Origin of the sequence: Spirosoma montaniterrae (genome assembly GCF_001988955.1) — a bacterium.
Lineage (GTDB): Bacteria > Bacteroidota > Bacteroidia > Cytophagales > Spirosomataceae > Spirosoma > Spirosoma montaniterrae.
This window is the reverse complement of record NZ_CP014263.1, coordinates 240,806-266,017: the sequence shown is the minus strand read 5'-3', so window position 1 is coordinate 266,017 and position 25,212 is coordinate 240,806. Positions and strand designations below refer to the sequence as shown.

The following is a 25,212-nucleotide window of genomic DNA, read 5'->3' as shown; positions in this document are numbered from 1 at the left end:
TTACAGGTACACCAGACTTTTCTCCCAGAGCCAGGCGGCTTTTTCGTCGGTGATGTCGCCATTATACGTGGTCTTGGGTCGGCTATCGGCAAAATAAGCACCATTATTCCGCTCGCCAATGGCTTTGAGTGGAGCCGATGCCAAAAAGATCGACGTTTCGGCTCCGCGTTCGGGTGTACGCATGAGCGGCCCCACCAGCGCGAATACCTTGCCCAGAAAGCCCGGCGTATCGGCTCCGAAGTTGGTTTTCACCGCGCCCGGATGCACTGAGTACGACACAATATTTTGCCCGGCGGTGCGCTTCGCCAGTTCTTTGGCAAACAGCAGATTGGCTAACTTATCGTCGCAATACGCCAGCGTGGGCGAAAGGGTTTCGATACGCCGGAAAAATCGCGACGTGCGCCCGCCCAGATAGGCCGCCGACGATAGCGTCACGACCCGCGCCGGTTCAGTAGCCGTAGCCGATTTCTTCAGTAAATCGAGCAGTTCATGCGTCAGCACAAAATGCCCGATATGGCTGGCAAAAAACGACTTTTCAATACCTTCAGGCGTAAACTCGATACGAGCGGGTGTATAACCGGCGTTGTTAATCAGCACGTTGAGTGTATCGTACTGCTCGCGAACCTGCACTGTCGCCCGGCGCACCGACGCCAGATCGGCCAAATCAGCCGTGATCAAATCGACCCGAACGGCGGGGTTGGCCTGTTGAATACTGAGCTGCGCTTCACGTCCTTTTCGTTCGCTGCGGCAAAGCAGAATCAGGTTAACGGATCGTTGGGCCAGCGCACGGGCCGTAGCCAAACCTAAACCGGAGTTGGCACCGGTAATGAGGGCGGTTTTCACAGAGAATTAAACTGTTAGCTTTTCGTATAATTCATTCGTACTGCACAACTATCATTTTGACCAAAGTAACTTTGGGAAGCAATTACAGTTTCAATGAGGTCTTCGCGCCAAAAGTTCAGTTAGAGGAACACTCAATACTATTGCGAGAGGCTTTAGATGCATATGACTGGGATAGCTTTCACCCATTTCAATTTTACTAATAGCCTGTTTAGTTACACCTATCGCTACACCAAGTGCCTCTTGACTTAAACCTCTTGCTCTACGGTGAGTGCGTACGAACTGCCCCATTGATGAATTTGCCCCTTTTTGTAGAAGTGGGAAAAAGTCAATTAATGGAACCTGTTTTATATAACAGAATATCTCTATTTCTGTAGCAGATAGTGGTTCTTGATAAGTCTCTATACGTTGTAGGCGATCAGCATCAATGCAAACCATCTCTGCAAATTCATCGTAACTAAGACTTTGCTCCAAGCGTGAACTTTTGAGCAAATCAGCCCTAATTTTATCAAGATTACCCACTTCACTATGCCCCGATGGAAATTCTGTTGGGTTTTGAATAACATAGTTCTGTTCGTCCATAGTTGTGCTGGTTGTAGTTTCTACTTGATGAATACACAATTTACAAAATCATTATTTTGTGTAGCCTAAACTGTACATGAAATAAACCACACCCGCCGAAGGCCAGTCCCCGACGGGTGCAAATTAACATATATCAGTTCACATCCCCTTCCCCGAAATAATCGGTGTCTTTGTCCGTGAGCGTTTTGCCGAGCTTTTGGCTCAGGTTCATCTTCGCGTATAGCTTCAACCGACTCAGGCTATCCTTCTTCAACGAACGCTGCACACCGTCGGCATCAGCCGTGAAGGCCATCTTGTGCTGAATCGACAGGGTGGCGGCTGTTTTTTCGACGTCGTGGTTTGCGCCCATGTACGTGAAGAGCCATCCGAGCGGTCTCAGCGTGTCGATCATCGTCTTTATCTGCGGACCAGTGTACTGTTTCGACGAGTTCTCTTCCCCATCGGTCAGCACCGTTACCAGCACGTTGTACGTACCGCCCTGCTGCCCAATAACCTGACTCAACTGGGTAATGCCGAAGCCAATAGCGTCGTAGAGGGGCGTGCCGCAGTTGGGTTTGTATGTTTGGTCGTCAAGCAGTTTCAGCGCGGCTGTGGTTTGCAGGTCGAAACGGTCGAGCGGGCGGCAGGTGCTGAACGGCACAACGGCCACAAAATGCTGCTGCCCGGCGTATTCGCGTTCGGCGTGCTGAATGGTTTGCAGTGTTTCGTTAAACCCGCTGATAGTGGCTTGTTTGATGCTTGCCATCGAGCCGCTTTCGTCTAAAATTAGCAGGTTGTAAACCCGATGTTTCAGGATATCGGCCACTGTCTCAGCGGTCGATGTCGTAGGCGTAACAGGATTTTGAGCAGCTTGTGTTTGTGTCATAAATAAGTAATGCGGTTAGAATTTTGACAAAAGGATATGCTGCCCTGGCGTTCTCCCAACGCGAGGGTAATCATAGAGGGCGGTCTGTGTTAGGGGAAGACGGAAAAGAGATGGTATAGTCAGAAAACGAAAACCGAACCGCCCCAGTTCGGGCAGTCCGGCTTTTTGAGTAAATGGCATTTTCTACATCACTTCCCCTGTTTCCGAATTTTCGACAGGCCGGTAGCCTGTTCTGATTTGACGGTCGGGTTGCCCGTGTAGTTGATCGTACTTACACCATCGGCAGCGGCTGAAAGGGTTTCGGTCACGTGAATGTCGGCGCGGCTTGCTCCTTCGAGCCGAACGTCGGCGCGGGCGATGGTCAGCTTTTCGGCATTGAGCTTACCGGCTCCTTCCAGTTCAATGTCGGCGTCGGCTACGGTGCCGGTCAGGTTGGCTTTCGAGCCTTGCTTCACGGCTAATTTCAGCGTTTTCGCGTTGATTGGGGCCGTTAGCGAACTACCCGTTTCGACCGTTGCCGTCAGGGTACTGGCCTGAATGGGCAGGTCTGAATCGACCGAGCAACCAGTACTGACCATCACCTGATCAAGTTTGGGTACGTGAATCGTGACAACAACCCCCTTGGTTTGATTGAAGCTCTTGTTCGGTGCAAACGTAACCGTCAGCTCACCGTTTTTCACGTCGGTAAGAACGTGTTCGAGGATATTGCTTTCGCCTTCGAGTTCGGCAGAGGCTGCATCACCCGCCGTAATTTTGACGCGCATGCCTACGCGAACATTGAGTTTGCCGAACGAGCCGAGTGTGCGTTTCTGCGTCACGATTTGGCCGTTGCCTTTGATAGTTTCCTGCTGCTGCGCCTGTGTTGACGATACGGCCAGTGCAAAGACAAAAAAGAGGGCGGTCAGGGTTTTCATGAAGTTATGTATATCTGTTTAACAATTTACCCAAAAGATGACTGAAAACCGCTGAACGTTGCGTCGTGTGTCGAATAAACTTATCACACAGCCTTAGCCGCCGGTTTAGCGTGTTCAGGTTTGAGTACAATCACGTCGCGAACGGCACCGCCCGCGTTGATTTTTTCGACCAATTTGTCAAGCAGCGTCTGCGCCCAGTCGGGAATGTATTTATCCGTTGTTTGCACGAACACGCGTGGAAAATCATACAGTGAACGACCCAGCCCGAACTGTACGGCGCAACGTTTCATTGCGTCACTGATACCCCCTTTTACGGGTTCAATGTCGGTGCGGCTGGCTCCGTCGGTTTTTTTGACTAACTGCCCGCCCTGCATGGCAACGGTAATGGTGCAGAGAAACCCCCCGTCGATTTCCTTGATTTCGTTCTGCCAGTTCGACCAGCCGAACTGTTCATCGAAACGTTGCATGACACAACGGTTGGTGATATACGGCACCACAATAATCTTTTGCCCGTCTTTGGTTTGACTTTGTACGCGCCACTCAATCTCCTGCGCCGTAAGTGGAGCCGTTAAAATAGTTAAGTTCATTTTGTATTGGTTGTTGAACCCCACCCCAACCCCTCCCCGTTAGGGAGGGACTTATGAAACCGGATGGTTTTAGTCCCTCCCTAACGGGGAGGGGTTGGGGTGGGGTGAATTCTGCTTAAAAATACGCATTTTTAAGCAAAAAACAGCACAATCTGTTATGCCAACGTCTCCGCAACGCATCGTCTCCGTCGTGCCATCGCAAACCGAACTGCTGTTCGATCTGGGCGTGGGTGAACAGGTTATTGGCGTCACAAAGTTCTGCATTCATCCGGCCCATGCGCGAACGACCGGGACGGTTGTTGGTGGCACGAAAACGCTCCACCTCGACCGCATTCACGCGCTCCGGCCCGACCTGATTCTGGCAAACAAAGAAGAAAATACACGAGATCAGATCGAAGAACTACAACGCCACTACCCTGTTCACATCACCAACGTTCTAACGCTGCCCGACGCGCTGTCAATGATTCGCACTGTAGGTACGCTGGTTGGAGCCGGCGCACAGGCCAATCAGATGGCCGCGCAGATTGCTCAGGATTTTGCTGGCCTTCCCCAGCCGCTCACCAACCGGCTGCGCGTGGCCTACCTAATCTGGCGCAAACCATACATGGTGGCAGCTTCCGATACGTTTATCGACGCTATGCTCACCGCAGCCGGGTTTTATAACGCGTTCGCCGATCAAAGCCGCTACCCGGAGGTGTCGACGGAAACGTTGCAAGCCGCCCGGCCCGATCTGGTGTTTTTGTCATCGGAGCCGTACCCGTTCAAGCCGAAACACGTAACAGAGTTACAGGCCGTTTGCCCATGGGCGCAGGTGCTGGGAGTCGATGGGGAGGTATTTTCGTGGTATGGCAGTCGATTGCTCCGGGCAACTACCTATTTTCGGGAGTTGCAAACTAAACTCCATGCATGAAAGTCGCTCATACGCTTTCGGTAGCTACGGTTAATCTGATGTTGTTTGCCGCCCGACAACGAGGGGCCGATCCCGACGCACTCATACAAACGGTGGGGCTTACACCCGGCTATCTGCGCCACCCCGACAATCGTATTTCCATTCGGCAAATGCACGACCTCTGGCGCGAAGCAATAGCGGCCACGGGCGACAACAGCCTGCCTCTTAAACTTGGCGAGTTAGTCAGTCCAATGTCGGTAGGTGTGCTGGCCTATGTGATGATGCACAGCCCCACGCTGGGGGCAGCTCTCAACAGACTGTTTCAGTATCAAGACCTTGTATGCGAAGGTATCCGCACTACGGGCAAACGCACAGGGAATCAGTTTGCATTGCTACTCGATATAGTCAGCCCCGACGTTACTTATCCCGACTACGCGCTGAACTCCGAATTGTCGGTGTATCAATCGGCGATGCGGGCGTTGACCGGGCAACGGCTCGTGGCTGATACCGTACAGTTTTCGTATCCACACCCGGCTGACGTTAGCGAACACGAGCGCGTATTTGGCCCGGCTGAAATCGGCTTCGATACCCATCAAACGGCCTATATTTTCGACGCATCCCTGCTCAACCTGCCCGTACTGAACGCCAATCCAGGGCTGTTCACGCTGTTCGAGCAACACGCCGGCGAGTTGTTGCAGCGTGTTCGGACACTGACTCTGCGCGAACGTGTCCGGGCCGAAATTGTGACGTTGCTGAAGGGCGAAGAACCGACGCTCGTGGCCATTGCCGACCGGCTGGCGATGGGTGTTAGAACGTTGCAACTGCATCTGAAAGGCGAAGGCACGACTTATCAGCAGGAATTAGACGATGTGCGTAAGGAATTAGCCGTCAGGCACCTCCGGGAACCAAACCTGAGTTTAACGGATGTATGTTATCTGCTGGGTTTTTCGGAACCGAGCGTATTTTTCCGGTCGTTTAAAAAATGGACCGGCCAAACGCCTGGCGAATTCCGGGCTGCGTATTTATGACACTTTTATGACACAGAGATGCACAGAGGAGACACGGAGATACACGGAGAATTTTTAAGCTAAGCTCCGTGTATCTCTGTGCGCCTTTGTGCATCTCTGTGTCACAACAACATCGCTGTATTACAACAATCCGAGGCTGGTATGCTTAAAGCTATCGAAATATTTCAGACCGTAGCCCGCCACGCGGTCCATGCTTGAATGGGCCAGCAATATAACTCCCGCCAGCATGAGGTACTGATTGCCAGTTGCCAAACCCAGCAGCCCAATCAGGATGCCTAATCCCTTGTGGTGTACCACGTTATACAACACCGCACCCACGGCTGGGTTTACTAAATAGCCAATCATACTGATGTCGGGCAGGAGCAACAGGGCCGGAAACCACCACCAAGCGAAGTTCAGGCGCGAGAACAGGTAGATGCTGCCCAGAAACAGGGCTAATTCTTCAGATTTTAAGAGCGTTTTCATGACCGTTTGTTTTTATCTGATACAAAGGTCACATACAGAGGCCGGGTAGTCGCTGACAGATAACGAAAAGTTAATGACCGATTGCGAATAGTTGATTCTCAACTATTTTGCTATCTTTGTCTTAATCTCTTCCTGCACTTTCATGAGCAAGCTCTCCGCCGACGACCTGATCTACGGGTACATCAACGGCATCTTTCCGATGGCCGACGCGGACAGTACGCTCTACTGGTACGCGCCCGACCCCCGCGCCGTTATTCCCATCGACACCTACCAACCCGCCCGGTCGCTGCGGCCCGTTTTAAACCAAAAACGCTTCGACGTGCGCGTAAACGACAATTTTGAGCAGGTGATGCGCTACTGTTCCGTACCCCGCTCCGATGATGATAGCACCTGGATTTCCGAGGAAATTATCGACGCGTACACCGAACTGCACCGCATGGGGCTTGCACATAGCGTTGAAACGTATATAGATAATCGTTTGGTTGGCGGTTTGTACGGCGTATCGCTGGGCGCGGCTTTTTTCGGCGAGTCGATGTTCTACCACGTCAGCGATGCCTCGAAAGTAGCGTTTCATTATCTGATTATGACATTGCGCGAACAGCAGTTCCAACTCCTTGACACGCAGTTTATTAATGATAACGTTCGGCGGTTCGGTGCCATTGAAATTCCCAAAGCCGATTATCTTCGCCGACTCAAAGCAGCCCTTCGCCAGAAAGCACGCTTCACCGAAAACGTCTTCGAACACCTGTTCCGTAATCATGCGGGCGATTAAGTTTTCAGTGAACAGTCAACAGTTATCAGTAGGCAGTGTAATGAATTGAAACCGGCAGCTACTTAACTTTGCCGGCTAAAAACTGCATACTACCCACTGTTGGCGGCTCGCTGTAAAGACTATGACAAAACCCGTTCTTGTACTGAAATTTGGCACCGCTTCCATTACCAAATCGACTGGCGAACCGAATGAACCCATCATGGTCGATATTGCGCGGCAGGTAGCGGCTCTCCAGCCGCACTACCACATCGTACTCGTGTCGTCGGGGGCGGTGGGCGCAGGCAAGGGACTTATCCGCGATTACCGGGGCGATATTACCCAGCGTAAGGCCGCTGCGGCTGTCGGTAATCTGCTGTTGCTCAATCAATATTCGCGCTTCTTTTCCATCTACGGCGTCTCCATTGCCCAAAGCCTCTGCGAACGGCACCACTTCGCCAACCGCGACCAGTTTCTGCAACTAAAACAAACCTACGAAGAGCTTTGGGCGAACGGTATTATTCCGATTGCCAACGAAAACGACGTGGTCAGCAACCGCGAACTGAAATTTTCGGATAACGACGAACTGGCAACGCTCATCGCCGTAGGGTTTGGGGCCGACGTGCTGATGCTGTGTACGTCGGTTGGTGGGTTATTAGACGGCAATGGGCAGATTATCAGGCAGGTGACAGCCTTCGACGAGCGTGTTTTCGGGGTAGTCCGTACCGATAAATCATCGATGGGGCTGGGCGGCATGGCTTCCAAGCTGACGTTTGCCAAGTTGGCGACACGCTTAGGTATCCGGGTCGTAATTTTCGGATTGAACGAACCAAACAGCCTTGACCGGGCGTTGCGGGGCGAAATAGGCACCGAATTTACACCGGCGGAAACGTCGCTGTCGGCGCGGAACCGCTGGTTGGCGAGCGGGTCGCTGGTGGTGGGTCGGGTACAGGTTGATGCGGGAGCGGTGCGGGCCTTAACGCAACGGCGCAGTTTACTGGCCGTAGGCGTTCGGGCGGTGCTGGGCGAGTTTGCCGCTGGCGAAATGGTTGAAATTATAGATGAACAGGATACGGTAGTGGCTGTGGCGCGGGCGCGGATTTCGTCGGAAACGCTTACGCAACAACGTCAACAACAAAACGTTGACGTGGCGAATGCCAACGATATTGTACTTTTGTAGGTTGCTGTTTTTTGGCAACTTTGTCTTTTACTTACAACGAACACAGCTATGGTACAAGTGAGCAAACAAACGGTAAGGCAGTGGATGCTGTTGGAGTATCGCGCCAAAAAACACCGATTTCAGGATACAGTCGCGATGTTTGAACGAAAGTACAACACGTCGCTCGAAGAATTTGAAAAGCACTTTGAAACGGCTGAAAAAGAGGTATTTGAAGAATGGGATGATTACATTGACTGGAAAGCAGCTCACGAGTTCTTGATCCGTATCAATGCGAAAATCAGCGACATAAATGATGGTGAAATCGAATTGGTCGATTAGCTCCTGAAAAGTAGTTTATGACTGAATCTATACACTGGTTGCACCACCATTCGCTTGTATCCGATTATGACGTTTTGGATTTCTATGACTTTGATGGTGCAGCGCATTTGAAGCTTCGGATTGTCTTGACCGACGGTTCATTATTGTTCACGAAAGAATACACTGACGAAGTTAAACATAGTTATGCCTATCACTGGCAGACAGCCGATGCAATCTGGCTGATGCGTTGGGATAATGTGCCGCATTTCCCAAAATTAGCTTCGTTCCCCCACCATAAGCATGATTACCGGGGCGGTGCAGAAGTGGTAGTAGAAAGCTATAGTGTTACGTTATCCGACGTTCTCGAATTTATCGCCACCGAACTCCAATTACCCCAACCATGACACCGATAACGCCCCTTCTGCAAGCAACACAACAGGCTGCTGCTACCGTTCGACGGCTCTCGCCCGCCCGTAAAACCGACCTCCTCAACCAGCTTGCTAACGTACTGATCGACCATACGGCCCAAATCGTGGCCGAAAATCGGCGCGACCTCGACCGCATGGACCCTGCCGACCCCAAATTCGACCGGCTCAAATTGACCGAAGCCCGCGTTCAGGGCCTGGCCGACAGCCTGCGCGACGTGGCCCTGCTGCCCGACCCCGCCGGAGAAGTGCTGCTCGAACGGGAGATTGAACCTGGACTGCGGCTGAAAAAAATGACCGTACCGCTCGGCGTGGTGGGCGTTATTTATGAAGCCCGGCCCAACGTTACGGTAGACGTGGCGTCGCTTTGTCTGCGGTCAGGCAATGCCTGTGTGCTGAAAGGGGGCAAAGAAGCTGACTTTTCTAACCGCTATTTAGTTGGTCTGATACAGAGTGTGTTGGCCGAGTTTGGTGTACCGAAGGCCGCCGTTACGCTGCTACCGCCCGACCGTGCCGTAGTCAACGAACTGCTCACGGCAGTGCGCTATGTCGATATTATTATTCCGCGCGGGTCGGAGTCGCTGATTCAGTTTGTGCGGAAAAATTCGCTCGTGCCAACTATTGAAACCGGCGCGGGCGTATGCCACACCTACGTCGAAGCCTCGGCTGATCTGGCAAAAGCTGCGGCTATTGTCGTGAATGCTAAAGTCTCGCGCCCATCGGTATGCAACGCCCTCGATTGTGTGCTGGTCGATACCGCCATAGCCGACCGGTTGCTGCCCCTGCTGACCGAAGACTTTGCCAGGTGGAACGTCGAGGTGTTTGCCGACGAAATGGCGTTTGGCATTTTGCAGAACGCGGGCTACACCAACCTGCAACCCGCTCGTGACGAAGACTTTGGCCGCGAGTTTCTGGATTATAAATGTGCCATAAAAGTTGTTGACGGGCCAGACGAAGCCCTGTCGCACATTCAAACGTATTCGTCGCGGCATTCGGAGGCCATTCTTTCGCAGAATCAGGCCGTTATCGACCGGTTTCTGGCCGAAGTCGATGCGGCTGCCGTGTACGCCAACGCATCGACACGCTTTACCGATGGCGGCTGTTTCGGGTTAGGTGCCGAAATTGGTATTTCGACGCAGAAACTCCACGCCCGTGGCCCGTTCGCGCTCGAAAAGTTAGTGACCGAAAAGTGGATTGTCACTGGCAACGGGCAGGTGCGGTGGTGAAACTCACCCATTTTCATTCCATCATGATCTCGTGCAGTGAGAAAGAATAATAGCTGCCTGCGGGGTTGCCATAGCGGTTTTTGTCGTCCCAGTTGGCCGAGTAGCTGAGCCACATGGTGCGGCCATCGGGTGAGATAAACTTCGACGGGATGTTGACGAAATAGGCCATCGGGCCAAACCTGTCGAGGTATTGCAGCAGTTTCCAGTTGCCGGTAAGCGCGTCGGCTTCCAGAATCATGGTGTCGTAACGGAGGTTGGTTGGGCCTTTGTCAGCTTTTTCGACCTGAATGCCCCGGCTGATGCACATCAGGTATTTCTTGAGGCCGGGGTTGTACGTCACCGTTACGCAGCCCAAATGTCCATCCCATGTCAAAAGCGGTTTCAGGTCGGCGAACTGGCGGCTCCAGATAGGCTTTCCGGCCTTGTCTTTTCCGGCGTAAAACTCGTAGGCATTCGGATCGTTCAGGGTCTGGAGCGAAGGTTTTACCCGAATCAGGTAGATTTCATCGCCCTGTATCCAGTTGTTACATACAGCCGGGTTGGTGGCCCCATGCGCGGTCAGGTAGGCATAACCATCGGGCGAGTGCTGCATATTTTTTCCAAAATCAACAAAGTGGGGCGACCCAATTTTAACTTTGGCCTGCGCCGGATTTTCACCGAAAATAGGTTTGACGGGCGTGTGGGGCGTTTCCTGCCACGTTTTGCCGTAATCGGTTGAGGTGCGGAAGCCTACAAACGGCCCCATCTCGGTCCAGCCGTTGCCGCCACAGTCGTTGGTGGGGTTGTTGGTCAGGCAGTAAGTGCCGTAATACCAGACGCCGTTATGCACCAGCGATCCGCACGGGTAGCGACCACCGTAGGGCGCGGGTGGCCCGTCGGTGCGCCCCAACGGCACAATCTGCAGGTTCAGTGGGTCGTTGCCCACAATTTTCGCATTGCCCGTAGCAGCCTTGCGACCCATAAAGTCGAGCGAGTTGCAGGCCAGCCCCGGATGCGACTCCTGAAACGGTTCAAACACGTCGGTGCGCAGTATATAGCCGTCGGTCCAGGGTGAGTACAGCGCGTCGTCATCGGCCCACGACGGATACCACGTATCGCCATTGGTATAGTTGGCATATCGACCCGAAAACAGCAGTTTGGCAAAGCGCGGGCTTTTTGGAAACGGGCAACCGGCTGGCGTGTTATCGGCCCAGCGGAACGGGCTTTTCGTGCGCGAGAAGCCATATTCGGGTTTGGCAGCAGGCGAAGATTGCGCCAACGACGCTGTATAAAACAAACTGACAATCAGAGTAATACGATATTTATTCATGCAATAAACTGCGTATAAAGTCGAATAGCCGACAGACGTCGGCTACACGAGCACCAACCAACCTAATTAATAATACCCCACAATTAATTCCCCAGTTGTGGGTTAACGTCAATCTCCGATTGCGGAATCAGGAAATACAGGTTCTCTTCCCGAATCACCTTGCCAGTGGGCAGCGTGTAGCCCACTACGTTTACGAAGTTGGTGCCGTTGAAAACTTTGCCTGTACGTTTCATATCGAACCACGTCACGCCCTCGCAGGTAAGCTCCCACGCCCGCTCGCGCCAAACGGCCTGCTCGAACTGGTCTTTCGATAATCCCGCCAACGCGGTCAGGCCCGACCGGGCGCGGATGGCGTTGATAGCCGCGTAAGCATCGGCATCGGGGCTACCGTCGGCGGCATTCTGGGCTTCGGCGTAGATGAGTAATACGTCGGCGTAGCGCAGGAGCGGGATGCTTTTGTTGCCGTTGGGGGCCGTTGTCCGCAAGCCTTTGTCGAAGTATTTATACACCGAGCGGTCGAACTTGATACCCTCGTATTCCGTGAAGAAAAAGCCCCGGTTCTGCGCCCGAAGGTCGGTGGCAGCATACGAGTTGAAGAACGTAGTGGTAGGCACCATACCGCCAAAGTGAATGCCCGCCGAGGTCAGTTTACCAGCCGCGCTCACGGGCGCAAAGTAAATAGAGAACGTATTATTGACCAGGTTTACAGCATATTGCACCATAAACATATTCTCTTCGCGGTTGTCGAAACTGGCATTGTTCAGCTTGTCGAACCAGGTTAGAGCTGCATCCGTCTGGAACAGTTTGTAGCGGCCATCCATCACTTCTTTAGCCTTTGCTTTTGCCAGCGCGTACTTATCTTTTTGCTGAAGCGGCAGGCCGGCCATTGTCAGATAGACCTTCGCCAGCAAGCCTTTTACGGCTCCGTTCGCCACGCGCCCCGACGTAGAGACGAGCGGTAATTTTTGCTGCTCGGCGAAGAGCAAATCGGGCACAATCACCTTCTCGTACACGTCTTTTACCGACGACTTGCCAATCTGCCCGTCGGCAATCGACGTAGTGGTGGTCAGCACGATGGGAATATCGCCGAACATCCGCACCAGATTAAAGTAATAGTACGCCCGCAGAAACCGCGCTTCGCCCAGAAGCTGACTCCGCAAATCGGCGGTCAGAGCTGCGTCGGTGATGGTCGGAATGGTATTGATGGCGATGTTGGCCGCCTGAATACCGCCGTAGCTGCTGTTCCACCATCCGGCAAAGTGGCCGTTATTGCGGGTATACACCAGATCGGCCACTTCTTTCGCGCTAAAGTCGTCGATTGCCGCCGACAAATACTGGCCTGTGGGCAATTCGAGAATACTAAAACCCATATTGGCATAGCCGCCCTTGTCATAAGGCTGACGCAGGAAAGCGTAGATACCATCGACCGATGCCTGCGCATCGACGCGGGTAGCACCGCCAATGGGTTTGCTCGACCGGGGCATTTCGGTCAGCCAGTCGTTGCAGGCTGTCAGCGTTAACAGACCGGCGATCAGGCAGTAGGTAATGTGTCGCATGGATGCTGGCAGTTAGAGAGTTAGGTTAAGACCAAAGTTGAACACGCGGGCTTTGGGATAGCTATAGAGGTCGTTGCCCACGCTGAACTGACCGGGATACGTAGCTACTTCGGGGTCGAAGCCGTGATACGTATCGATCACGAAGAAGTTTTGCAGGTTCGTAAACAGCCGCAGGTTCGACATCCGCAGCCGTTGCAGCAGCGCGTTGGGCAGGTTATACGAGAGCGTCAGGTTCTGCCCCCGAATAAACGAACCGTCGAAAATGTGGCGTGTATCGAGCAAACCAAAGGCTTCGCTGTTGGCCCGCACACGGGGTTGCATGGTGTTCTGATTGGTGGGCGTCCACGACTCGCGGTAGAACTTCGTGTAGTTGTTGCCGTACTGGTTGCGGTCGCCAATCAAAAACATCGACGCATCGGCAATGTCGTTGCCCTGCACCATACGTATATCGACAGTAAGATTCCAGTTTTTGTAGGTGAGCGTATTATTGACCAGCAGTTCAAACTTCGGAAATGGGTTGCCAATGATGCTGGCATCGCGCTCGTCATACCGCCCGTCGCTGTTCACGTCTTTCAGCTTGATGTCGCCCGGTCGCCGGTTGTAGCGTTTGGCTTCGTCCACCTCCGCCGTGCCCCAGGTGCCCAAACGGGTATAGCCCCAGAATACCGCCACCGGCTCGCCTACACGCATGATTTGCGTTCTTCCCCATCCGTTGACGTTCAGGAAGATATCTTCGTTCCGCTCGCCCAGCGACAGAATCTTACTACGATTGGCTGAGAAGAGGAACGACGATGACCAGTTGAAGTTGCTTTTTATGATGTTCTGCGTCCGCAACTGAAGCTCAACGCCCTTGTTTTGCACCGAGCCAATGTTGCTCAGGAAACTGCCATAGCCCGTAAACCGCGCCGTAGGGCGTCGGAACAACAGGTCGGAGGTTTTGCGGACGTAGTAGTCGCCCGTGAGCGAGATGCGATTGAAGAGGTCGAGTTCGATGCCAACGTTCAGTTCGCGGTTACGTTCCCAGCGTAGGTCGAAGTTGGGCATTTCTCCCTGCGAACTGCCAACCGCGCGCTGCTTGTCGAAAATGACCGTCTGCACACCCGGCCTGCCCAGTGCGTCGTATTCGCCGATGGCACTGTTGCCTGTTTCGCCAAAGCTACCGCGCAGTTTCATGTTGGTAACAGTAGGATTGCCTTTTAGAAACGGCTCTTCCGACACACGCCAGCCCAGTGCCATCGACGGGAAGAAGGCGTAGCGGTTGTTGGCCCCAAACCGGCTCGACCCATCGTAACGGCCCGTGGCGGTCAGCAAATACCGGTCTTTGTAAGCGTAGTTGACCCGCGTGAAGTACGAGTTCAGCTTGGAGGCCCTATAGCCGCTTCCTACATTGTGCGGATTGGTACCCTGACCGAGGTTGTAGTACCCAAAATACTCGTCGGTGAAGCGGCTGGCCGAAGCCGAAAACCCAAAGTACGTATCGTGGAACCAGCTTGCCCCGGCCAGTACGCCCAGGCGGTGGTCGGCACCGATTTGCCGGTCGAAGGTCAGGAAGTTTTCCAACTGCCAGTTGTTACGCCGTTCGTTACCCAGCGACGCAACGTTCATCAATTCATACTGATCGTAGTCGCGGGTGCGGTACTGATCGAAGTTCGACAACCGCATCTTCTTGGCGTAAGTCGACCGTAGTGTCAGCCCTTTGGCCAGCGTCAGTTCGATGTAGTTGTTGCTCAGAATCTGATGATCGGTATAGAAATATTTCATTTCGCGCTCCAGCAGTGCCACTACGTTTATGCCGTGGTATACGTCCCACTGCCCGTTGGGGCGTTTTATGTCGTTCATTTTCGTGTAGCTGCCATCGGCATTTTTCACGGGCAGGTAGGGCGGCAGTTCAATCATGTGCCGCCCGATGCTGGTGGCCCCTACCCCAATGTCGTCGGGACGGTTTTGCGTAACGCCCCCGTAGGTGATCGTACTACCCACTTTCAGCCACTTGTTCACGGTATAATCGCCGAAGAAACGCAGGCTGGTTTTTTGCAGGTCGGTGTTGATGATAATGCCCTGTTCGTTCTGATAGCCTGCCGAAAACCCGCCCGTAAACTTATCGGTGCCGCCCGATAGCGTTACGTGGTTCTGGGTCGAAATAGCCGTTCGGGTGGCTTCGTCCTGCCAGTTGGTATTAAACTTAGGCGAACCATCGGGGTTAAAATATTGCGGATAATCGCGCCCGTAGTTGATTTTGTTGTTCGCCTGCGAGGGGTCGAGGGCCACAATGTCGGCCCAGAGCCGTTCGCGCTGTTCCATGAACTCGTTGGCGTCGAGCACATCGACCTGGCGGGCCATCACGCCCACGCCCACCGTGCTGGTAAACTGCACGCTCAGGTTCTTTTTGCTGCCGCTTTTGGTCGTTACCAGAATAACGCCATTCGCCCCGCGCGAGCCGTAAATAGCCGTAGCACTGGCATCTTTCAGTACCTCAATCGACTGAATGTCATTGATATTCAACAGCGTAATATCGGCATCGAGCATTCCGTCGATCACATACAACGGGGTGTTCGATGCGTTGATCGAACCAAATCCGCGAATGTTGAGCCGAATGCCGCCCCCGGACGACCGGAGCCGTTGTGGACGTTCAGGCCCGGCACCTGCCCCGACAGCGCACCCAAAATATCGACCGTTGGGCGTTCGGCCAGTACTTTAGCGTTTACCGAGCCAATGGCCCCGGTAAGGTCAGTTTTCTTCTGCGTACCATAGCCCACGACCACTACTTCACTGAGCATTTTGTCGTCAGGCTTCAGGCCCACGTCCACCGCCGACCGGTTGCCGATCACTACTTCCTGCGACAGATAGCCCACAAAGCTGAAAACGAGCGTAGTAGCCTCGTCGGGGACATTAAGCCGGTAGCGACCCTGCCCGTCGGTGGTGGTGCCCCGGCTGGAGCCTTTCGCCACCACACTCACGCCCGGCAGTCCTTCGCCCGTTTCGCTCGTGACCAATCCCGACACGGTACGGTCTTCGGGCCGACCCAAAACAAGCGCGTTGGGCGTGAGCGAAGCAACACTGGCGGGGGTGCCAACTGGTGCCGGGCGTGGCGGCTGGGCGGGTTCCTGATAGCTGGTTTTCTGTTCGGTTTTTTGTTCAGATTTCTGACTCAGAATCACGAACGCATCGCGACGAACGCGTTTGTAACTCAGCTTCGTCGAACGCAGCAGGTTAGTCAGTGTGCGCTCTACGTTGCCACCAGATGTAAGCAGATCGGCCCGAATGGAAATGCCATCGAGCAGGCGTTCTTCAAAAATTATATCGACGCCATATTGCTTTTTGAGTTGCATGATGGCATCGCGGAGCCGGAGCGTACCGGTTTCGGGCTGGGCCACCACCTGCTGCCGGGCCACCGACTGCCGGGCCAAAAGCTGGGCATGCAACGGGGGCACACTGAGCAAACAACCCGTCGTCAGCACGAATGGAATGCGTAGGAGTTTGTGCATAGAAGTACTGGGTTTACGAATAGACGATTAGGGGTTGGTACTAAGTTGATACTGAAGGGAATTGGTCTTGACGACATCGGCACCCAGCAATTGCGCCACTACGATCAGCAGTTCGTCGGCGGTTTGCGCGCTGAACGTACCACCAATCCGACGGTTGGCTAAGCCCGTGTCGGCAAGGATAACGGTTACGCCGAATTGCTCCCGAATGCGATAGGCCACCTCGGCCACCGGGGTATTGTTGAATGCAAACTGATGGTTTTTCCAGACCGTATGCACCGGTAATGGCTGCCGGTGTCGCAGGGTTAACTGCCCATTGGCAGGACGCATCACTACGTCGCCGGGCAGCATCAGCAGCGGTTTGGCGGTATCGGCACGGGCGTTCTGGAGTTGCACCCGGCCTTTGGTCAAGACCACTTTCGTACCCCGCGCCCGGCTGTAAACTACGAACTCGGTGCCGAGCACGTGTACGTTCAGGCCATCGGGCGTATGCACAACAAACGGCTGATGTTCAGGCAGGTGCTGTACCGAAAATTCGGCCTCGCCCGTTAGCCACACCTCGCGTGAGCCAGTGCCAAACCGCCAGCGCGGCAACCGCAGCCGGGTGTTGGCGTTCAGCGTTACGCGGCTCCCGTCGGGCAGGGTAAGCGTGCGAAGTTCACCGTAGGCCGTTTGCTCATTCCGGTAACGGATGTTGTCGCGGAGTAGCCAGCCAATGCTTGACAGAACCACCAGCACCGATGCAGCCATAAGCCAGCGGCCCCACTGCCGACCGGGCATCGGCACTACCTGCGCCACCTCAGCCGGGCCTGCCTGTTGCAGCGAACGCCGGAAAGCCACGTCAGTATCGGGCAAAAATTGCGGATTGGCCCGTTCCCACTCCTCCAGCCATTGATAATACAGTTCCAGGTTGGCCGGTTGTTGAAGCCATTCGGCAATCAGCGTTTGTTGCAGGGGGGTATTTCGGCCCTCAAACGAGCTGATAATTACGGATTTAAACTGATCGGGCTTCATACGTTCAGATTAGTTGCTATACCGATGAGTCGAAAAAGGTGGTCTATCCCTTGCGCGTTTAGCCAGCCACCCAGCAGCAGCCCTACCGAAATCAGTCCGTCTTGCCGCAACACCTGCCGCAAGAGGTTGAGCACTTTAGTAATGTGGCCTTCCACGGTTTTCACCGACAATCCCAGTTCTTCGGCGATCTGCGCGTTTTTCTTACCCTCGAACCGGCTCATCACAAACACCTTCTGACTATGGGCCGATGCCGACCGAATGGTGTCGTTGATGGTGATGTATAACTCACTGAATTGCAGCGTTTGCAGGGGCGTTGCCAACGCGTCGGTGAAGTCTTCGTCGGGTAGATTGTCGGTGGGCAGTTCGCGGCCAAACTCCCGGCGCAGATGCCAGAACGCCCGATTCCTAACAATGGTAAATAGGTACGCCCGAAACGAAGTGGTTACTGACAGGTCGAGCCGTTTCTGCCAGAACTGCGAGAATACGTCGATCACTACGTCTTCGGCGGCCTGCCGGTCATAGATAAAGCGGGCCGCATGGCTGCACAGGGGCGCGTAATACCGCCGAAACAGCAGTTCATACCCCTTTTCGGGATGCTCGGCAAACGCCTGCCGGATAAACAGTTCCGGGTCGGGCGAGGCATTGGCCGGGTCAATGTTGGGTGCCCGGCGCAGGGGCCGGATGCGGTCGGGTTGTTCAGCGTCAAATTGGGCGTCCATCGGCAGACGTTGGGAGTAGGAATAGGCTTTCTATGGGGAAGAGTCCTACACGACCCGATTACCCTTGCGCTTTTTGAATAAATTTTTTGATTATTTCCTGAATAGGGCGTGGGTGCCTATTTATGAGTCTATAAACCCTGTTGATGCATTGGCGTGTGGCTGATGCGAAGGGGTAATGGCTGACGCGAAAGAGACGCAAAGGGGGTGATGGCTGGCGCGAAAGAGACATCCAACGTGGCTGACGCGAAAAAGACGCAAAGGGTTGCGTCTCTACGCCGGATGGTCACCTGTAGAGACGCAACCCTTTGCGTCTCTACACGCGCCAGCCACATTGGATATCTTTGTGTTCTAAGGCTCGTTTTGACATGCGTATCCGCTGTATTTACGGATACAATACGGATACAATATGGATACAATACGGATATGCCATTCGAGAGTCGTTTAGCGTTCAGCTTTGATACCATGCAGGATGCTGTATGAAGTGGCGGTCATAGAAAATCGCGCTGCCCAGAACATTCATTTCAGACTCCCCTCACTTCGCCACTACATTTTTCCCAACCGTTTTTTCTTCCACAACGCCTTCGTGCGGTTGCTCGGTGAGCGGCTGGCCGAACCAGCGGGCGCGTTGGTGCAGGGCGTTGGGTTCGTCCAGTTCCAGCAGCCGGTAGCCGCCCGGCGCGGTTGGCGTTCCGATAGATTCGCCGGGCGAATCCATACCAGACTGTTCGCCAACGGGCAGTTCATACACCACCTGCAACCCTACCCAGCCGAGGTATTCGTTCAGAATGGGTTCGATGGACTGGTTTCCGAAAATGCACAACTCGTAATACCAGTCGAGCGGTTGGCCCGCTACGGCTTCGGTAATAGCCCGGTAATCGGCCAGGGTGTAGCCCACAAACGGTTTGCCAAATTGATGCCACATGGCCCGCATCACGTCGTCGAGCGAACGGGTGTGGTTGGTCTGTCGGCGGATGTGGAGGTCCAAAATCAGAGCTACCAGCGCACCTTTGTGATAGACCGACACTTTACGGTCGGGAACGCCCTTCTCGTAGCCGTCGAGCCACAAATCCCACGATGATTCGACCAGCGACTGCACAGCCCGGCCATTGTTTTCGAAATGGCGTTTGATAACCACCTGTAGTTCTTTCAGATACGCTTCATCGTCAAACACGCCCGACTGCCGCAGTATCAGGTCGCCGTAGTAGGTTGTTACGCCCTCAGCCACAAAACAGGTCTCGAAATACATCTCCCGCGTGAAATCGTAAGGCAGCAGTTCGATGGGCCGGATGCGGATGATATTCCAGGCATGAAACAGTTCGTGCGAAGCCACGCCCAGCAGATCGACGTAGAGGCCAGGCCCTTCGTCGTTGGGGCCGAGCACCAGCACCGTGCTGTTGCGGTGTTCAACGCCATGATAATAGGCTACAGGCAGCACCAGTACCAGGAAGTGATAGTCGCGTTCGGGAAACTCGCCGAACAGTTCGATCTGACTCACCGAAAACTTTGTAAAGTCTTCCGTGATTTGCCGGGCGTCGAAAACCGGGTCGCCATCGGTGCGCCTACCACCCTGAATCCATACGTGAACGTTAATGCCATTCACTTCGTAACCAATGTGTTGCAGCACGGGCGCGGCCATTAACGGGCAGTCGGCCAGTTCGTAAAAATCAGCCGCTACCCACCGTCGAACGCTCTCCTGCCGCAACCCGCAGGCCACCATCCAATTAGTCGGCACATCGAGAACAAGCGAACACGGCTCGTTGATGCGACCTTCAGCGTAGATACACAGATTTACCGGGTTAACATACAACAACGTGTCGTTGATAAAGCTACTGCCTGCGTTAAGCTGATGGGGCGCAGTGAGTAATGCGTAGTAATTATAAACGGCCCGAAGTTCAGTAGCACCGTTGGTTTCTACCCGCCAGCGATCTTTTGAAATCTTCCGGCATGGCAACGGTTTTCCGTCCTGATCGACCACCCCGAACCGTTGAATGTTTTTTGCAAACGGCTGTAACTCATAGCGTCCTGGTCGCCAGGCAGGCAATTGCAGGTCAACGGTCGGCGTGTCGATGTTGGTTAAATGGGCTTCAACGGCGATGTAATGCGCAGCATTGGTATCAGCAGACAAGCGGTAGTGCATAGGTTAAAGATACGAACGGCGAACACAGATACTACAGATCAAATAGATGAAGGATTATTTTTTCGATTTGATATTGAATTTTTATTCACTTATCTTTGCAGCGTACTTAGCTCAACAGTATGCGCACAAAGGACGAAGCGAAAGAAAAACTGATTTTGGAAACGGCTCTCCAGCTAATTACCCGCGTTGGCATGGCTGGGCTGAAAATGTCGGACCTGGCGAAAGAAGCGGGCGTAGCTACTGGCACGCTGTACGTTTATTTCGACGATAAACCCGCGCTGATTCAGACGCTGTACCGGTATCTGCTCCGGCAAAACCTGAACGACCTTACGCTGGGTATTGGCGACAGTGATCCGCTACGAATCAAGCTCCAGAAAATAGCCCGTAACTACTTCAACGACTGCGTAGAACACCCTGAATATACCATATTTTTTGAACAGTATTTCCGGTCTCCCTATGCAGTTGAAACGCCTGATTTACGGGCCGAAGAACAAGCTATGTTACAACCGATCCTGGACTTGGTAGTACAGGGGCAGCGCGAAACGATTATTAAAGATGCTAACCCCGATTTGCTCGTGACACTGGTTTGCGGTATGCTCAGTGAACTGGCTAAACAGGTGCCGTTTACGGGCCAACCCCTCTCCGATGCAGACTGGGAAACCACGTTCGGCGTAATCTGGGACGGTATTAAACGGTGAGATAGCCTCTCCTTTTTTTGGCACTAAAATGAATATTTTTTCACCTTAAAAAAACAAAATCATGAAAACTGTATTGATTACCGGCACGTCGTCGGGTATTGGCAAGGCTACGGTACGTTACTTCGCCGAACAGGGCTGGAACGTTGCCGCCACCATGCGTACGCCCGCCAAAGAAACCGAACTCGGTCAATTGCCCAATGTGAAACTATTTCGATTAGACGTCATGGATAGCGACAGTATCCGGCAGGCTATTGCCGACACCCGCGCGGCTTTTGGTCATATCGACGTCATCGTAAACAACGCTGGTTATGGAGCCGTCGGGCCGTTTGAAGCTGCCACGCCCGAACAGGTGCAACGGCAATTTGATACCAATGTATTCGGCGTCATGAACGTGATCCGCGAAATTCTACCCTACTTCCGCCAACGACGCGATGGCACAATTATCAACGTGACGTCGATGGGCGGGCTAATCACGTTTCCAATTTACAGCATCTATCACGGCACAAAATGGGCTGTCGAAGGGTTTGCTGAAGCCTTGTCTTTTGAGGTACGTCCATTCAACATTCGGATTAAAAATGTAGAGCCGGGAGCCATCAAGACCGATTTTTACGACCGTTCGCAGGACTTGCTCCAGAAGCCTGGCCTGACTGCCTACGATGGCTATGTGCGTATTACGCTCGCCAACTCCCAGAAAGCCGGAGCCGACGCGCCGGGCCCGATTGTAGTTGCCAAAACCATTTTTAAAGCCGCTAATGATCGCTCGTTCCGGCTGCGATATGTGACGGGCAGCAGCCAAACCGGTGCATTGCTGTTTCTGCGTCGGATTTTGCCGCTATCGTGGTTTCATGGCATTGTCAAAAGCGTTGTCGAAAAAGGCTATAAGCCAGAGGTATAAGGGTATTAGCCAGTCTGCTCGTTAGCAGCCTATTTACTTGATACCGCTATTTTGTACCGGAAAACGTTTCTTCCTGGAAACAGTCATCAGCACCTACGATCAGTTTGACGATATAACTGCATTGACGCTGCATTACCGGGGATCAAATCGAACATAACCGGTACTTGTAAAACTGACTTGGTTCTGCTATCTTTGCGGACTCATTTGGAAAACAAGGGTTTTAGGCAAGATATATCATGAAAAGAACGTACCAACCATCGAACCGGAAGCGCAAAAACAAGCACGGCTTCCGTGAGCGGATGTCAACCGCCAATGGCCGGCAGGTGCTGGCCCGCCGTCGTGCCAAAGGTCGCTGGAAACTAACCGTTTCAGACGAGAAAAAAGGCGAGCGGTTCAAGATTTAAAAAGCCTATGTCAATGCGGCAAACCTTTACCAAATCGGAGCGGCTTTGCAGCAAAAAGATTCTGGGTGAACTATTTAAGAAAGGTAGTCCGTCGGTTCAGACGTTCTACCTTTTTCCGTTTCGGGTGTTGTATATGCCAACACAGGTACAGATGCAAGATGTTGCGTCTCCTGACCGGATGGCTGTTGCTGACGCGAGCGAGACGCAAAGGGTTGCTGACGCACAGGAGACGCGAAGGGTCGCGTCTCTACCTGTACCCGCCATTGTTATCACTGTACCTAAACGCATGTTTAAACGGGCCGTCGACCGCAACCTGATTCGTCGGCGCGTGCGCGAAGCGTATCGGCTTAATAAACACCTGCTCCGGGCCGAAAGCCCCCGCCCGGCTTACATTGCGTTTTTATATACCGCCAAACAAATAATTTCGTTTGAAGAGATAGAAAAAGGCATGAAATTAGCCCTCAGACAGTTATCAGGTAACAGCCAACAGCCAACAGCTAAACGCTAACTGCGTTCAAAGGGGTTGTTTTGCGTACTGTTGGCTGTTGGCTGTTAATTGATAACTGACTATGAAACGTTTTACCCTTCTCGCGTCGTCGGCTATAGTAGCAGGCGGTATCGGTTTGTTTTCGTTTAAAACCGACGACCGTTTCTTTGAGATCGCCCGCAACCTCGACATCTACGCTACGCTTTTCAAAGAGCTGAACCTGTATTACGTAGACGAGATCAATCCCAATCGTATGGTCAAAACCAGCATCGACGCCATGCTGAAGGCACTTGACCCATACACCAACTTCTTCGCCGAAGACGAGATTGAGGATTACCGCACCATGACTACAGGTCGATACAACGGCATTGGTGCCCTCATTGGCAACCGGCAGGACCGCAACATCGTGCTAATGATTTACGAAGGCACCCCCGCCGAGAAATCGGGCCTGCGTATTGGCGACGAAATCCTGAAAATCGATGGCGTTGATCTCAAAAATCGCAAAGATCGTGGCGACGGATCGGGCGATACCGGAAAATTGCTGAAAGGACAGAATGGCACGGCGGTGAAACTGACTGTTCGGCGGTTTGGGCAGAAAGACCCTATCGAACTCAGCGTCACGCGCGACGTGGTAAAAATGACCAATGTGCCATATTACGGCATGATTAGCGACGAAGTAGGGTACATCGACCTCAAAGATTTTACGGCTACAGCCGCCCGCGAAGTGCGCACGGCTTACCAGGAACTGAAAGGCAAAGGCATGAAAAAACTGATTCTCGACGTGCGCGAGAATCCGGGTGGGCTGCTCAATATGGCTATTGACATTTCCAACATCTTTATCCCGAAAGATTCGGAAGTGGTAACGACCAAAGGTAAAGTGACCGAGTGGAACAAGACGTACACGGCACTGAATCCACCCCTCGATCTGGACATGCCGATTGTGGTGCTGACCAATAACCACAGTGCGTCGGCGGCAGAGATTGTGTCGGGCGTGATTCAGGATTATGACCGGGGCGTTTTGGTAGGGCAACGGACTTTTGGCAAGGGATTGGTGCAAACCACCCGCGAACTGTCGTTCAACACCAAGCTGAAAATCACGACGGCCAAATATTACATTCCGAGCGGGCGGTGCATTCAGGCCATCGACTACAGCCACCGCAACCCCGATGGCAGCGTAGGCAAAGTGCCCGATTCGCTGAAAACGGCTTTTAAAACCAAAGCCGGGCGCGTTGTCTACGACGGTGGGGGCGTTCTGCCCGACGTTGTAACCGAAGCGCCTACGCCCACGCCCATTGCGCTGAGTTTGACCAACAAAGGCTTGATTTTCGATTATGCCGTGAAATATCGGCACGAACACCCGACCATTAAACCCGCCCGCGAGTTTAGGCTAACCGATGCCGAATACCAGGAGTTTGTGAAATGGGCGTCAGACAAAGAATACGACTACACCACGCAGGTTGAAAAAGACCTCGGCACCCTCGAAGCGTCGGCAAAGAAAGAGAAGTATTTCGATCAGATTCAGGATCAGTTGAAGGCGTTGAAAACGAAAGTTTCGCACAGCAAAGACGCCGATATGCTGACGTTTAAAAACGAGATCAAAGCCTTGCTCGAACAGGAAATTGCCGGGCATTATTACCTGCAACGCGGTCTGAAAGAAGCCTCCTTTGCCACCGACCCCGACCTGAAAGCTGCCCTCGATCTGTTTAAAGACATGACCCGGTATCAGGCCATTTTAAAAAAGTGATTCTTTCCATCGATACCTCTACTACCGTTTGTTCGGTTGCTCTGCACGAGGGCGACAAACTGCTGGGCTGCTACGAACTATATACCGAGCGCACGTCGGCGGCTATGCTGACTACGCTGATCGATAACGTAGTTCGGCATACGGGCCACGAACTGAGCGCGTTGGATGCCATTGCCGTTGCCAAAGGACCGGGTTCGTACACGGGTTTGCGAATTGGCGTATCTACCGCCAAAGGCTTGTGTTTCGCTCTCGACAAGCCCCTGCTCGCCATCAACACCCTACAAGCACTTACCGAACAAGTACGGCTTTTACCCCACCCCCAACCCCTCCCCTTAAAACAAGGGGAGGGGGGTTTTTACTGCCCCATGATTGATGCCCGGCGGATGGAAGTTTACTGCGCTATGTACGATGCCGATGGGCGGGAAGTGCAGCCAACCTCGGCCCAAATCATTGATGAACAGTCGTTTGCCGAATGGCTCGAACGCGGGTCGGTGCTGTTTTTCGGCGACGGGGCTGCCAAGTGCCGCCCGGTGCTGGGAAACCACCCCAACGCCCAATTTCTCGATCAGGTGGTGCAGCCCTCGGCCCGCACGGTGGGCGCACTGGCAAGCGTAGCCTTTGCCGAAGGCCGGTTTGAAAACGTGGCAACCTTCGAGCCGTATTACCTCAAAGAGTTTATGACGACGGTGCCAAAGCGGCTGGTGGTCTGACCGATTGCGGG

General features: G+C 53.4%; 26 protein-coding genes. 13 read left to right on the top strand and 13 right to left on the bottom strand.

What is annotated here, in order from left to right:
• The 5 genes from AWR27_RS01145 to AWR27_RS01125 all read right to left on the bottom strand — a co-directional run bounded on the left by AWR27_RS01145 (window position 1) and on the right by AWR27_RS01125 (window position 3,788).
• Window positions 1–843 (bottom strand): SDR family NAD(P)-dependent oxidoreductase, encoded by an 843-nt coding sequence (locus AWR27_RS01145; RefSeq protein ID WP_077129501.1) that lies wholly within the window; start codon window positions 841–843, stop codon window positions 1–3.
• Between the two features lie 90 nt (window positions 844–933).
• Window positions 934–1,422 (bottom strand): helix-turn-helix domain-containing protein, encoded by a 489-nt coding sequence (locus tag AWR27_RS25450; protein WP_077129500.1) that lies wholly within the window; start codon window positions 1,420–1,422, stop codon window positions 934–936.
• A gap of 133 nt (window positions 1,423–1,555) precedes the next feature.
• A complete protein-coding gene (locus AWR27_RS01135) occupies window positions 1,556–2,287 on the bottom strand; it encodes a vWA domain-containing protein (RefSeq protein ID WP_077129499.1) in 732 nt (243 codons plus the stop codon).
• A gap of 188 nt (window positions 2,288–2,475) precedes the next feature.
• On the bottom strand, window positions 2,476–3,201 hold the full coding sequence (locus tag AWR27_RS01130; protein WP_077129498.1) for a head GIN domain-containing protein: 726 nt from the start codon (window positions 3,199–3,201) through the stop codon (window positions 2,476–2,478).
• An 83-nt stretch (window positions 3,202–3,284) separates the two neighbouring features.
• Window positions 3,285–3,788 (bottom strand): Rad52/Rad22 family DNA repair protein, encoded by a 504-nt coding sequence (locus AWR27_RS01125; RefSeq protein ID WP_077129497.1) that lies wholly within the window; start codon window positions 3,786–3,788, stop codon window positions 3,285–3,287.
• A gap of 157 nt (window positions 3,789–3,945) precedes the next feature.
• Here AWR27_RS01125 and AWR27_RS01120 point away from each other — a divergent pair, with 157 nt between their 5' ends.
• Window positions 3,946–4,698 carry a helical backbone metal receptor gene (locus AWR27_RS01120; RefSeq protein WP_077129496.1) on the top strand — a complete coding sequence of 251 codons (753 nt, stop codon included), beginning with the start codon at window positions 3,946–3,948 and terminating at the stop codon, window positions 4,696–4,698.
• A complete protein-coding gene (locus AWR27_RS01115) occupies window positions 4,695–5,705 on the top strand; it encodes an AraC family transcriptional regulator (RefSeq protein WP_077129495.1) in 1,011 nt (336 codons plus the stop codon). The genes AWR27_RS01120 and AWR27_RS01115 overlap by 4 nt, the downstream gene beginning before the upstream one ends.
• A gap of 120 nt (window positions 5,706–5,825) precedes the next feature.
• Here the strand turns inward: AWR27_RS01115 and AWR27_RS01110 are convergent, their stop codons facing one another.
• Window positions 5,826–6,170 carry a DUF4260 domain-containing protein gene (locus AWR27_RS01110; RefSeq protein ID WP_077129494.1) on the bottom strand — a complete coding sequence of 115 codons (345 nt, stop codon included), beginning with the start codon at window positions 6,168–6,170 and terminating at the stop codon, window positions 5,826–5,828.
• Between the two features lie 142 nt (window positions 6,171–6,312).
• On the opposite strand from AWR27_RS01110, the gene aat reads away from it, so the two are divergent.
• The 5 genes from aat to AWR27_RS01085 all read left to right on the top strand — a co-directional run bounded on the left by aat (window position 6,313) and on the right by AWR27_RS01085 (window position 10,046).
• The gene (gene aat, locus AWR27_RS01105) at window positions 6,313–6,942 is read left to right on the top strand and encodes a leucyl/phenylalanyl-tRNA--protein transferase (RefSeq protein WP_077129493.1); all 630 of its coding nucleotides are present in this window, start codon (window positions 6,313–6,315) and stop codon (window positions 6,940–6,942) included.
• A 121-nt stretch (window positions 6,943–7,063) separates the two neighbouring features.
• Window positions 7,064–8,098: a glutamate 5-kinase gene (proB, locus tag AWR27_RS01100; protein WP_077129492.1), complete on the top strand. Its 1,035-nt coding sequence runs from the start codon at window positions 7,064–7,066 to the stop codon at window positions 8,096–8,098.
• Between the two features lie 48 nt (window positions 8,099–8,146).
• Window positions 8,147–8,416: a hypothetical protein gene (locus tag AWR27_RS01095; protein ID WP_077129491.1), complete on the top strand. Its 270-nt coding sequence runs from the start codon at window positions 8,147–8,149 to the stop codon at window positions 8,414–8,416.
• Between the two features lie 17 nt (window positions 8,417–8,433).
• Window positions 8,434–8,799: a toxin-antitoxin system TumE family protein gene (locus tag AWR27_RS01090; protein ID WP_077129490.1), complete on the top strand. Its 366-nt coding sequence runs from the start codon at window positions 8,434–8,436 to the stop codon at window positions 8,797–8,799.
• Window positions 8,796–10,046, top strand: a complete 1,251-nt coding sequence (locus tag AWR27_RS01085; RefSeq protein ID WP_077129489.1) for a glutamate-5-semialdehyde dehydrogenase — start codon at window positions 8,796–8,798, stop codon at window positions 10,044–10,046. Before AWR27_RS01090 ends, AWR27_RS01085 begins: the two co-directional genes overlap by 4 nt.
• Before the next feature lie 13 nt (window positions 10,047–10,059).
• Here AWR27_RS01085 and AWR27_RS01080 read toward each other — a convergent pair whose 3' ends face one another.
• From AWR27_RS01080 to AWR27_RS01050, 7 genes are all read right to left on the bottom strand, one after another.
• Window positions 10,060–11,355, bottom strand: a complete 1,296-nt coding sequence (locus AWR27_RS01080; RefSeq protein ID WP_077129488.1) for a DUF4185 domain-containing protein — start codon at window positions 11,353–11,355, stop codon at window positions 10,060–10,062.
• Window positions 11,356–11,438: 83 nt separating this feature from the next.
• Window positions 11,439–12,911 (bottom strand): RagB/SusD family nutrient uptake outer membrane protein, encoded by a 1,473-nt coding sequence (locus AWR27_RS01075; RefSeq protein ID WP_077129487.1) that lies wholly within the window; start codon window positions 12,909–12,911, stop codon window positions 11,439–11,441.
• Between the two features lie 12 nt (window positions 12,912–12,923).
• Entirely contained in the window at window positions 12,924–15,476 is a 2,553-nt protein-coding gene (locus AWR27_RS01070) for a SusC/RagA family TonB-linked outer membrane protein (RefSeq protein WP_232326079.1), read from the bottom strand.
• Window positions 15,446–16,396, bottom strand: a complete 951-nt coding sequence (locus tag AWR27_RS01065) for a carboxypeptidase-like regulatory domain-containing protein (RefSeq protein WP_077129485.1) — start codon at window positions 16,394–16,396, stop codon at window positions 15,446–15,448. The genes AWR27_RS01070 and AWR27_RS01065 overlap by 31 nt, the downstream gene beginning before the upstream one ends.
• 27 nt (window positions 16,397–16,423) lie before the next feature.
• Window positions 16,424–17,407, bottom strand: a complete 984-nt coding sequence (locus AWR27_RS01060) for a FecR family protein (protein ID WP_077129484.1) — start codon at window positions 17,405–17,407, stop codon at window positions 16,424–16,426.
• The gene (locus AWR27_RS01055; protein WP_077129483.1) at window positions 17,404–18,126 is read right to left on the bottom strand and encodes an RNA polymerase sigma-70 factor; all 723 of its coding nucleotides are present in this window, start codon (window positions 18,124–18,126) and stop codon (window positions 17,404–17,406) included. Before AWR27_RS01055 ends, AWR27_RS01060 begins: the two co-directional genes overlap by 4 nt.
• Window positions 18,127–18,658: 532 nt before the next feature.
• On the bottom strand, window positions 18,659–20,263 hold the full coding sequence (locus AWR27_RS01050) for a M61 family metallopeptidase (protein ID WP_077129482.1): 1,605 nt from the start codon (window positions 20,261–20,263) through the stop codon (window positions 18,659–18,661).
• Window positions 20,264–20,382: 119 nt separating this feature from the next.
• On the opposite strand from AWR27_RS01050, the gene AWR27_RS01045 reads away from it, so the two are divergent.
• From AWR27_RS01045 to tsaB, 6 genes are all read left to right on the top strand, one after another.
• Window positions 20,383–20,961, top strand: coding sequence for a TetR/AcrR family transcriptional regulator (locus AWR27_RS01045; RefSeq protein ID WP_077129481.1), 579 nt, complete (start codon window positions 20,383–20,385; stop codon window positions 20,959–20,961).
• Window positions 20,962–21,022: 61 nt separating this feature from the next.
• On the top strand, window positions 21,023–21,856 hold the full coding sequence (locus AWR27_RS01040) for an SDR family oxidoreductase (RefSeq protein ID WP_083732714.1): 834 nt from the start codon (window positions 21,023–21,025) through the stop codon (window positions 21,854–21,856).
• Between the two features lie 236 nt (window positions 21,857–22,092).
• Window positions 22,093–22,260, top strand: coding sequence for a 50S ribosomal protein L34 (gene rpmH / locus AWR27_RS01035; RefSeq protein WP_077129479.1), 168 nt, complete (start codon window positions 22,093–22,095; stop codon window positions 22,258–22,260).
• 13 nt (window positions 22,261–22,273) lie between these two features.
• Window positions 22,274–22,768 (top strand): ribonuclease P protein component, encoded by a 495-nt coding sequence (locus tag AWR27_RS01030; protein WP_077129478.1) that lies wholly within the window; start codon window positions 22,274–22,276, stop codon window positions 22,766–22,768.
• Between the two features lie 61 nt (window positions 22,769–22,829).
• The gene (locus AWR27_RS01025) at window positions 22,830–24,491 is read left to right on the top strand and encodes a S41 family peptidase (protein WP_077129477.1); all 1,662 of its coding nucleotides are present in this window, start codon (window positions 22,830–22,832) and stop codon (window positions 24,489–24,491) included.
• Window positions 24,488–25,201: a tRNA (adenosine(37)-N6)-threonylcarbamoyltransferase complex dimerization subunit type 1 TsaB gene (gene tsaB / locus AWR27_RS01020; RefSeq protein ID WP_077129476.1), complete on the top strand. Its 714-nt coding sequence runs from the start codon at window positions 24,488–24,490 to the stop codon at window positions 25,199–25,201. The genes AWR27_RS01025 and tsaB overlap by 4 nt, the downstream gene beginning before the upstream one ends.
• Window positions 25,202–25,212: the final 11 nt, after the last annotated feature.

Coding starts and splice junctions, on each gene's coding strand:
- AWR27_RS25450 (WP_077129500.1), bottom strand. CDS start 1,422: ATGGACGAACAGAACTATGTTATTCAAAACCCAACAGAATTTCCATCG.
- AWR27_RS01135 (WP_077129499.1), bottom strand. CDS start 2,287: ATGACACAAACACAAGCTGCTCAAAATCCTGTTACGCCTACGACATCG.
- AWR27_RS01130 (WP_077129498.1), bottom strand. CDS start 3,201: ATGAAAACCCTGACCGCCCTCTTTTTTGTCTTTGCACTGGCCGTATCG.
- AWR27_RS01125 (WP_077129497.1), bottom strand. CDS start 3,788: ATGAACTTAACTATTTTAACGGCTCCACTTACGGCGCAGGAGATTGAG.
- AWR27_RS01120 (WP_077129496.1), top strand. CDS start 3,946: ATGCCAACGTCTCCGCAACGCATCGTCTCCGTCGTGCCATCGCAAACC.
- AWR27_RS01115 (WP_077129495.1), top strand. CDS start 4,695: ATGAAAGTCGCTCATACGCTTTCGGTAGCTACGGTTAATCTGATGTTG.
- AWR27_RS01110 (WP_077129494.1), bottom strand. CDS start 6,170: ATGAAAACGCTCTTAAAATCTGAAGAATTAGCCCTGTTTCTGGGCAGC.
- aat (WP_077129493.1), top strand. CDS start 6,313: ATGAGCAAGCTCTCCGCCGACGACCTGATCTACGGGTACATCAACGGC.
- proB (WP_077129492.1), top strand. CDS start 7,064: ATGACAAAACCCGTTCTTGTACTGAAATTTGGCACCGCTTCCATTACC.
- AWR27_RS01095 (WP_077129491.1), top strand. CDS start 8,147: ATGGTACAAGTGAGCAAACAAACGGTAAGGCAGTGGATGCTGTTGGAG.
- AWR27_RS01090 (WP_077129490.1), top strand. CDS start 8,434: ATGACTGAATCTATACACTGGTTGCACCACCATTCGCTTGTATCCGAT.
- AWR27_RS01085 (WP_077129489.1), top strand. CDS start 8,796: ATGACACCGATAACGCCCCTTCTGCAAGCAACACAACAGGCTGCTGCT.
- AWR27_RS01080 (WP_077129488.1), bottom strand. CDS start 11,355: ATGAATAAATATCGTATTACTCTGATTGTCAGTTTGTTTTATACAGCG.
- AWR27_RS01075 (WP_077129487.1), bottom strand. CDS start 12,911: ATGCGACACATTACCTACTGCCTGATCGCCGGTCTGTTAACGCTGACA.
- AWR27_RS01065 (WP_077129485.1), bottom strand. CDS start 16,396: ATGCACAAACTCCTACGCATTCCATTCGTGCTGACGACGGGTTGTTTG.
- AWR27_RS01060 (WP_077129484.1), bottom strand. CDS start 17,407: ATGAAGCCCGATCAGTTTAAATCCGTAATTATCAGCTCGTTTGAGGGC.
- AWR27_RS01055 (WP_077129483.1), bottom strand. CDS start 18,126: ATGGACGCCCAATTTGACGCTGAACAACCCGACCGCATCCGGCCCCTG.
- AWR27_RS01050 (WP_077129482.1), bottom strand. CDS start 20,263: ATGCACTACCGCTTGTCTGCTGATACCAATGCTGCGCATTACATCGCC.
- AWR27_RS01045 (WP_077129481.1), top strand. CDS start 20,383: ATGCGCACAAAGGACGAAGCGAAAGAAAAACTGATTTTGGAAACGGCT.
- AWR27_RS01040 (WP_083732714.1), top strand. CDS start 21,023: ATGAAAACTGTATTGATTACCGGCACGTCGTCGGGTATTGGCAAGGCT.
- rpmH (WP_077129479.1), top strand. CDS start 22,093: ATGAAAAGAACGTACCAACCATCGAACCGGAAGCGCAAAAACAAGCAC.
- AWR27_RS01030 (WP_077129478.1), top strand. CDS start 22,274: ATGCGGCAAACCTTTACCAAATCGGAGCGGCTTTGCAGCAAAAAGATT.
- AWR27_RS01025 (WP_077129477.1), top strand. CDS start 22,830: ATGAAACGTTTTACCCTTCTCGCGTCGTCGGCTATAGTAGCAGGCGGT.